Source organism: Deltaproteobacteria bacterium, assembly GCA_013151235.1.
Classification (GTDB): Bacteria; CG2-30-53-67; CG2-30-53-67; order CG2-30-53-67; family CG2-30-53-67; genus JAADIO01.
This window is the reverse complement of the sequence record JAADIO010000030.1, coordinates 25,163-34,197: the sequence shown is the minus strand read 5'-3', so window position 1 is coordinate 34,197 and position 9,035 is coordinate 25,163. Positions and strand designations below refer to the sequence as shown.

The window sequence follows — 9,035 nt, the reverse complement described above, 5'->3', positions numbered from 1 at the left end:
TGAGGCGGAGCCGAAGTTCGTGGGCAGAAACGCCCATAACTTCCCTCATCATAAAATCCAAAATCTCCGGCGTGAATGACCGCGTCGGTCTGAACATGAGAGGCCGACTCATTGATGATTCCGAGCCTGCCATGGGTGTCGCTGATCAACAGGAGTCGCATGGGTCGCCATCAATCATCGTTCAAGGTTCTGCTTCCGTAGGCGGCCAGAACCGCCTGTTCCATACGGGCGATTTCCTCATTCGACAGGAAATCGAAGTGACTCGCTCGTTTCCGTGCCGAGAGTCTGCCGTTGTTTTGCAGGCAGAAGCGAATAAAGAGATCAATCTTCCGGTCGGGCATGTCCACGATCTCCTGGATAGCTTTCTTTGTTTCATCGTAGTTGGCCAGAAACGCCAATTCCCGGGCGAGCTCCGTCTCAATGGTCTGATCGATGAATTTGAAAAGCGCATCCGCCTGGGGCGTCATATCGATATAGCGGTACCACCCGGCAGTATCGTTGTGGACGCTCATGCGCCCTTCTTCATCGAGCGAGTATTCCACCAGCGCCATAAGATGCCGTGAAAACGCTTCCAGAGAGGCGTCATAGTCGGCAGGGTTCTTCAGCATGGATGCCGATATGGGAAACATGACGCCTTTGGGCGTAAAGCCTCGGCGGGCAAGAATGTTGTGGATCAGGAAACGGTGGATTCGACCATTGCCGTCTTCGAACGGGTGCAGAAAAACGAACCCGTAGGCGATGACGGCAGCGTGGACCACGGCGGACACGGAGCTTGCATCCATGCGCTTGTGGGCGGTTACCAGGCCCTCCATCAGGTCGGCCAGATCCTCAGGTTTCGGACTCACGAAGTGTATCCTTTCCTTCTGCCAGGCTACCATCTCTCCAACATAGTTCTGGCTCGTCCGGTAGTCGGAATCGCGGAACCGTGGATCGACGATGCGATTCTGAAGTTCGATCAGGCGCGGTTTTTCACAGAAGTCTTCCTGCTCGGCCAGTTGAAGCAATGCTACAAATCGCTCGGTCCTGGTCGATATGGGCTTGATATGTTCGATCTCAAAAGATGATCTTGTCTCCTTGGCGTACAGGTAACCGAGCGCCCTCCTCAGCAATTCCGGGGAATAGCCGGACACCACCCTGCGGCATCGCTCGGGAAGATCGGCTATTTTGAAGTCGTGAAGAGTATCGGTGCGACGAACCGTCGGGCAAAATCGTCGATCACCCGGCAAGTTGTCGTTGATTCGTTGACGACGAACCTGGCGGGCCGGACTGACCGTGTAGTATTCATCAGGGTCGAGCAGATCAATGTAATTACCCCGCTTCACATCGTCGAGCGGAAGCGTTTTGCCGGTCAGAAACTCGTACAGATACCACAACCGCCTGGCGTACTTGCCGGTGGGCTTGGAGCGGACATATTCGAGGAAATCTTCCTCTGCGACGTTCTGGAACAGGCTGGCGAGTATCGCGAGATTCGTACCGTCATACTTGAGCGCAAATTCAAGATGATCGCCCAGTGTATCTCCCGGCCAGTACTTGGGCGGATATACCTCCTCGACTATGTCCCTGCTCGAATCGATCCGGTGGATTCCGCTGGTCGTCACCTGCGACCTGTGCCAATTCGGAATAACATCGAGGTCGTATCGCTCGATAAGTGCCGCATACCCTGCGGGCCTGCCTGCCGCGGCACATTCGTTTGCGGCGCAGGCAGGTCTGTCATTTGATCTATCCTGGTCGTTTTCAGCCATGGCTTCCTCCCTGCCTGTGCCCCATTGTGTTGCGGCAGACAGGCGGAAAAATGATCACATTACAAGAATTATCGTTATATTTTAGTATAAGTCAAGAAAAATAATTACAGGAAGACGATTCTTACCATCCCCGACCCACCGGGAAAAATTGTTACATCGCCGGAAAAACAGTTACAAAACTGGTTTATGCGGGAAATATAATTACGCAAGACTCCGTTAAGGTAGGACCTGTCCGACAACTGCCATGCTTCTTTCCGGCCATGAATGTTCCCGGTATGCAGTCTAGATCTGGAAAGAAACTATAAAGTGGTTCGAAGTCGGCGTACGACTGCCGACATTATCATCAAGCGCGACGGCAGCGTGCTTGTGCGGGCGCCGGAGTGGAATTCCAGGCGAAAGGAAATTTGCGTTAACGGAATTTTCACGGGATTTCACGAAAGATCGAGACAATCTGTTTCGCCGTTGACTCTTGCGGTTCAATGCACCGCGACCTTGACGCCTTCTTTCTTCCGATACTTGATGAAAAAAACGGTCACAATACAAAGAAGACCGATCAGGCCGAGCCAGATAAAAGTACTTTGAAAGGCATAGGAGGAGGCCTTCTGCCGGATCAGCATCTGAAAGAGGGCCGTTGCCTGTTGCCGGGCGGTATCGGGTTGAAACCCCCGGCCCATGAGATACTGTTGCAATTTTTGGAAAGCCCCCATGGCGACGATGTTGCCGTAGTGGAGCTGTTCGGAGATGCGGTCGAAGAAGAGGTCGGTCCTGCGGGCGAGGATCGTGACGGAGATGGAGGTTCCCACGGACCCCGCCACGAGTCGGGAGACGTTTTGGATGGCTGAGCCCATATTGACATCCTCAAGGGGAATGACATTCAGCGCGAGTACGGTCAGGGAGGGGAAGAGGGGGCCGAAGGCGCCGCCCCAGAAGATGTACAGAAGGATGATGGTTGATTTTTCCGTGTGCAGGTCGAAATGGGCCAGCGTGAAGGTCGCGAGGGCAAAGGCGGCGGCCGAGAAGAGTGCGATCAGTTTGGCGTTGAATTTATCGCTCAACGCCCCTCCCAGGACCACACCGATTGAGGTGGCGATGGAGCCGGGGAGCATGATGATCCCGGCGTCAAGGGTGGTAAATCCGCGAAGCCGCTCCAGATAGAGAGGGATCAGGAAGTAGCCGCCGTAGATGGTCATGGAGAAGATGAACATCCCGGCCACGGCCAGGGCGAAGACCGGGTTCCGGAAGAGCCGGATATGCAGGAGAGGTTCTTTCGATCTGCGTTCCCGGTAGATGTAGAGGGCGAAGGTTGTCACCCAGAGGACCATGAGAAAGACGATCCGGTCCGAATGGGTCCAGCCCCACTCCTGTCCCTTGGAGAGAAAGATCAGCAGCGAACCGAAGCTGACCGACATGAGAAGAAAACTCCCCAGGTTGAAACTGCCCGCCCGTTCTTCGTCGGGTTTGCTCTTCTGCAGAAGGAGGACCGCCGCGGCCAGGCCGATCACCGAGATCGGAATATTGACGTAGAAGATCCACCGCCAGGTGAGATGTTCGGTGAGAAAGCCTCCCAGAATCGGGCCGAGGGCCGGGGCGGCCGAGGCCCCCAGTCCGAAGATTCCCATGGCGATTCCCTGCTCGTCTTCGGGAAAGACCTCGTATAGCATGGTCATGGCTACGGGGACGACCAGTCCCTCCCCGATCCCCTGGATGAAGCGTCCCAGGGTCATGATCTCCAGGTTGGTTGCCTGGCCGCAGAGCATGCTCATCACGGTAAAGATCACCATCCCGGAGATATAGGTCTCCCGGTGACCGATCCTTGCCCCGATCCATCCGACCGCCGTCATGGAGATTGCGGAGCCGATCATATAGGCGATCACGACCCACTGGATTCCATGGGTGTCGGCGTTGAGGGAGGCCATCATTTTAGGGAGGGTGATATCGACAATCGTGGTGTCGAGGAGTGTCATGAACGTCCCGATCATGACGATGACCGCGGCATACCACTTGTAGCGGATCCCGAAATAATAGGGCTCGTTTCCGATTCGGCGTGCTGGCGTCATGGCGGATTACTCTTTGTCTGCAACCGGCGACCGGTCGTCCCCATCCAGTGCAATACCGACGGTGACGGACATCCCCGGCTTGAGGAGCTCCCGGCCTTTATCCACGGAGATCCTGATCGGGATCCGTTGGACCACCTTGGTGAACTCTCCGGCGGAATTGTCCCGGGGGATCAGCGCGAACTTTGCGCCGGCCGCCTCTCCGATCAGGATCACCCTGCCGTGAAAGGTTCGGTCGCTGTAAGTATCGACGGCGAGATCGACCTTCTGCCCCACGCGAACCCCATCGGTCTTGGTCTCTTCCAGGTTCGCCGTCACATAGATGTTTTCCTTGTTATAGAGGGAAAGGACCGGATAGCCCGCCGCCAGAAAGTCTCCCTCATTCAGGAATTTTTTGGCAACGACCCCGGCAATCGGGCTCTTGACACGGGTGTATCCGAGGCGGGTCTGTGCGACCTTGAGGGCTTCCCGCGCCGCCTTGACCGCGGAACGGGCTGCATTCACGGCGCTGACAGCCTCCCGGACCCGGAACTTTGAGGCCTGAGCCTGTTTCAGGTCGGCCTCTGCGGCAACCACTTTCGCCCGGGTGGCGATCCACGCCGCCTTGACGGCATCATATCGGCTCTGCGACACGGCCCCCTTTTTGAGCAGTTGCGAGATGCGGTCGTAATCCTTCTGCATACGATCGCCCTCAGCCCCGGCCGCCAGAAGGCCGCTTTTTGCCTTGCGGATCGATTCGCGGGAGGCGACACGCAGATTTTCCAGGGCGGCCCGGCTTTGTTTCAGGTTCATCTCCGCCGCCTCCGTATTTGCCTCCTGCAGGGCGACTCCGTTTTCATAGTCGGTGGAATCGATCTTCAGCAGGAGCTGCCCCTTCTTTACCCGGTCTCCCTCCTCCACGAAAATTGTCCGGATGTGTCCGGAGACCAACGGAGCCACGTTGATCATATCGGACTCCACAAAGGCATTGTCCGTAATGGCGTGGGTGAAGCGGTAATGCAGCCACTTTGCGGCGATTCCGGCAAAGACGATCAACAGGATCAGGAAAAGAACGAGAAAAATCTTCTTCCCCGTCGTCATGGCCGGCTTTTCTGCGGGCTCAACCGGAGTCTCGGGCGTTGTCGAATCGGTCATCTTGGCATTCTCCTTCCGGGGTTTTTGGGAAAGCTATGGTCTTCCTGTACCCATGGCCCGCTCCAGGGATGCCCGGGCCAGGTTGTAGCCGTAGAGGGCGCCGTAGTTGTGGGTTTCCGCCTGGGTGAGCAGGGATTCGGCATCCAACACTTCCGTGGAGGTGGTCATCTGCTCCTTGTACTGAAGATCGGTAATCCGGTAGTTTTCCTTTGCCTGTTCCAGTTCGGTTTTTGCCGTCTCGATATTTTTTCCGGCCGTCTGAAGGTCGAGCCAGGCCTGCTTGATCTGCAGGGCTATCCGGTCCCGCAGGCGGCGGCCGGCCTCTACCGCCCGTTCCTTTTCGTACCGGGAGCGGGAGACCTCGGCCCCGGTTTTCCCCCACTCAAAGAAGGTCCACCGGGCTTCCAGTCCGATGGAGGCGTTCTTGGTGTTGGTATAGCCGTTCCCGTTGACGGCCGCAGTATCTCCCTGACGCTCATATTCCCCCACCATGACGAGGTTCGGATAGTAGCGGCTTTCGGCCAGCCGTACGCCCTTGTCCGCCTTTTCCACGGCAAGCTGTGTTGCCTGAATCGCGGGGCGTTTTGCCAGACCCCGGGCAAGCGAATCTTTAAGAGTCAAATTATAGGGTGTCCAGGTGAGCACATCGGTGAGTTGCGTTTTTGCATTGATTTCCCGCCGGAGCAGGAGGTTGAGTTGCGAGCGGGTAAGTTCCACCCGGTTTCCGGCACGCACCTCTTCCTGTTCCGCCTCCGCCATCCGGACCTTCGACTTCAAGAGGTCATTTTGCGGGATCATCCCGGCGTCATACAGGGCCTGGGCATCCTTCAGGTGCGCCCGGAGCCGACGCACCGCCTCCTCGGCCACTCCCTTCAATCGTTCCGCCAGGAGATGTTGGAAGTAGGCCGCCCGGGTCCGGAGAATAATCTCCTCTTCAGCCTCCTCCTTGTTCAGTCGCGCCGTATCGACCCCCAGGGCGGCAAGTTCTTTGGCTGTCGTGAGGGCAAACCCGGTAAAAACAGGTTGTGTAAACCCGACGGTCCACCGGTAGTTGGGTTTGCTCCCTGCAATGAACTCAAGCCCCTTTCCGAAGATTACTTCCGGATCATCGTTTAAGCGAACGGCGCTGTAGCGGGTCTCGAATTTTGGCAGAAGGTCGGCGGATTTGCTTCGGGCCGCCTCGCGCGCCGCCGCCACGGAACTCTCCGCCATTTTGATCTCACTGTTTTGCGTGAGGGCGATCCGGACGGCTTCTTCCAGGGTGAGGCGCAGACTCTTGTCCGAAACGGTTGCGGCTTCCGCTGTTTTGGCAACCAGCATCAGAGACAAAATCATGCACAGCAGCGCTGACATCTGTCTTTTCATTTTCCGCTCCCTCTTTTTGCGGCCACTCCGTTTAAAAAAAGATTCAGGATCGTTTCCGTATCAAAGGGGTGCGCTTCGGGATGATCCAGGTGTTCCACAAGAAAGGCCGTGGAGAGGCTGTCCAGGGCGACCGCGAGGAGGTACGGGTCCAGCTTCCGGAAGGTCTTCTCTCGGATTCCACTCCGGAAGACACCGGTCAGCCGTTGAATATAATCCTCGTACTGTGCCTTGAGTTCCGCGTCGAGTCCTGTCTTCACACTGAAGCTCGCCCCCTGTGTTTCGGCAAAAAAGATCCGGACATGGTCCAGATTGTCGAGAAAAACTTTAATCTTGACCTCCAGGCAGGCCCGGAGTTTCTCGATCACCCCGCCCGGTATCTCCAGGGCCGTCGTCAATGCGGCATGGAACTTCTCCGCCGTCTCCTGAATAATCGCCTTGTAAATATCCTCCTTGTGCGGGAAAAAATGATAGAGCGTACCCACGGCAAACTCGGACTTCTCCGCGATCATCTGAATCGAGGTCCCGTGAAACCCTTTTTCCGCAAAAAGTTTCAGTGCTACCCGCAGAATTTCACTGCGGCGCACCAGGTATTCCCGCTCTTTTCTGGAAAGAGGTTGTTGCGCCATAAAAATCCTTCATGAGGTTGAATATTAGGTCTAATTAATAAATATGTGCTCACAATATGAATATTAATTCATATTGTCAAGCATTATCTTCGCCCGTCGAAGGAGTCCGGATAAAGAACCCGGATGTTCCGGGCATTCCCAACGACCCGATCCCGCCCCTAAATTAGCGATAGGAGTTTCACCCGGGGCATCTTTTCTTTTGGTTCGTTTTCTTTGGACGAGCAAAGAAAATGGACAAAAACATAGGGTTACAAGATGAGAGGGAAGTCCGGATTTGTGCCGACCCCCGTCAACGGTTACTGTTTAAAACGAGCTTTTTCGACAAACGCTCCGAACTTTTCTATCGCTGGATTTGGGCCCGCAGCGTCTTTTGACAGGGGGAGGCGGATCCCTTATACTGCATCGGTCTTTCGAAACGGGGGAGCGTTCTTCTCATGCAAGACCGAATCTTTCTGCACCGCGATGCCTTCTGGATTTTTACGGGAGCCCTTTTTCTTTTTACGGTGGTCCTCATGCCCGAGTTTCAGGGGATGAATGCCCGGTTTGCCCTCTTCGCCCAGGAGATGATGAGAAACGGTCCCTCGTGTTTTCCCACGACCTACGGGGTGCCTTACCCGGACTATCCGGCGACCTCTACCTTTCTGATCTACCTCTTGTCCGTTCCTTTGGGGAAGGTCACCCCGCTCTCCGCCGTCCTCCCTTCCGCGATCGCCTCGGCGTTGGTCCTTGTTGTGATCTACCGGATCGGTGCCCTTCATTCCAGAAAATGGGGCGTCTGGTCGGTGTTCTTCGCCCTTTCCACAAAAAGTTTCTTTTCCTATTCCCGGGATATTTCTCCCGATCAGTATGTGAGCCTTGTCACGGTTTTCTCTTTCTATCTTGTCTATTCGGCAAGGGTCCGGGGGAAGCGGGAGAACCTTTCCTCTCTTTTTCCGTTACTTCTTGCCGGGTTCCTCTTTCGGGGTCCCCTGGGGCTGGTGATCCCGGCAGGGGTTCTTTGCGGGTTCTATCTGTTGGAGAGGGATTTTTCGAGGCTTTTGCTTTTCGGAGGGGGTGCGCTGGCCCTGCTGACACTGGCAAGCGGCGTACTGCTCGCCGCCGCATCCAGCGAGGGGGGCGAGACATTCGTGAAGCAGGTGATCCGGATGGAGGCAGCCGGACGGATCACCGCCGCCTCGCACGGTCCCGGCTATTACTGGGGAAAGGGGCTCGTCAAATACCTGCCGGCCTATCCCCTGGCCCTGATCGTATTCATGGGATTCGGCCGGGGGTTGTTCCGGGGAAGTGGGGAAGAGATGAGATTAATACGGCACTCGGCCCTCTGGATCGTCATCATCCTGGGCGGGCTCTCCATCCCGGGGGTGAAGAAGATGCGCTATATCTTGCCGGCGGTTCCCCCCTTCGCTCTTGCCGCCGCCTGGCTGTTTGCCGGATCCACGGCAAATCGCTTCCTCGGAAAGGCCCGCTCCCTCCTGCTGGGTCTCTTCCGCGTCGTTCCCATCGGGGCTTTGCTCTTCTCCCTGTCGGTCCTTCTGTTCCGGAAACAGTGGGGATTCGATTTTGTGCGTCACGGGAAAATCGCTTTTGCAATCTTCGTGATGCTTGTTGCCGTCGGCGAGATCGGAATCCCCCGTCTGAAGAAGATCTCCGGCCGGGAGGCGGCCCGGATGGCGGTCACCACCGTTACCCTGATACTCTTGACGCTGTGCTACTCCAGCCCCGCCTACTACGCACGTCTTGAAAGCGGCCCTTTCATCCGGGCCGTCTCCAGGGAACTCGTCCGGACGAAGGCGGATCTTGCCTTTTACCGGATCCCGAAAGACGGCCTTGCTGTCACCTTTATGGCGAACCTCGGCCGTCCGATCTACCCCCGGTTTCTCTCCACCCCGGATCAGCTTGCGGGAACAGGGAGAGATGACCGCATCATCATCAAGGAAGAGGATTTTTCCCGGTTGCCGGAAGGACTCCGCCGGGACTTTTCCATCCTGGTCCGGGGGCGGCTCGAAAAGAGGCAATGTCTTCTCATCAGGAGGAAGGATCCGGATTGGACCGGTTGAACACCGGGGGTAAACCCCGGCGCTGCATGGGCTGATTTCCTTTGCGCTTTCAGCGTC

The 9,035-nt window shown here is 56.4% G+C and carries 7 protein-coding genes; 1 reads left to right on the top strand and 6 read right to left on the bottom strand.

Translation table 11 applies throughout. The annotated features are described in order from the left end of the window. The 6 genes from GXP58_05685 to GXP58_05660 form a co-directional block, all read right to left on the bottom strand. Positions 1–161, bottom strand: a 161-nt coding sequence (locus GXP58_05685) for a metallophosphoesterase family protein (GenBank protein NOY53098.1), incomplete at its 3' end; no start/stop codon positions are given. 9 nt (positions 162–170) lie between these two features. Further along, positions 171–1,742, bottom strand: a complete 1,572-nt coding sequence (locus tag GXP58_05680; GenBank protein NOY53097.1) for a cell filamentation protein Fic — start codon at positions 1,740–1,742, stop codon at positions 171–173. Positions 1,743–2,218: 476 nt separating this feature from the next. Further along, positions 2,219–3,799 (bottom strand): DHA2 family efflux MFS transporter permease subunit, encoded by a 1,581-nt coding sequence (locus tag GXP58_05675; protein NOY53096.1) that lies wholly within the window; start codon positions 3,797–3,799, stop codon positions 2,219–2,221. A gap of 6 nt (positions 3,800–3,805) precedes the next feature. Then, positions 3,806–4,930: an HlyD family secretion protein gene (locus GXP58_05670; GenBank protein NOY53095.1), complete on the bottom strand. Its 1,125-nt coding sequence runs from the start codon at positions 4,928–4,930 to the stop codon at positions 3,806–3,808. Positions 4,931–4,963: 33 nt separating this feature from the next. Continuing rightward, on the bottom strand, positions 4,964–6,295 hold the full coding sequence (locus GXP58_05665) for a TolC family protein (GenBank protein ID NOY53094.1): 1,332 nt from the start codon (positions 6,293–6,295) through the stop codon (positions 4,964–4,966). Further along, the gene (locus GXP58_05660) at positions 6,292–6,921 is read right to left on the bottom strand and encodes a TetR/AcrR family transcriptional regulator (protein ID NOY53093.1); all 630 of its coding nucleotides are present in this window, start codon (positions 6,919–6,921) and stop codon (positions 6,292–6,294) included. The genes GXP58_05665 and GXP58_05660 overlap by 4 nt, the downstream gene beginning before the upstream one ends. Before the next feature lie 434 nt (positions 6,922–7,355). Here GXP58_05660 and GXP58_05655 point away from each other — a divergent pair, with 434 nt between their 5' ends. Beyond that, on the top strand, positions 7,356–8,978 hold the full coding sequence (locus tag GXP58_05655) for a hypothetical protein (protein NOY53092.1): 1,623 nt from the start codon (positions 7,356–7,358) through the stop codon (positions 8,976–8,978). Positions 8,979–9,035 lie beyond the last annotated feature (57 nt).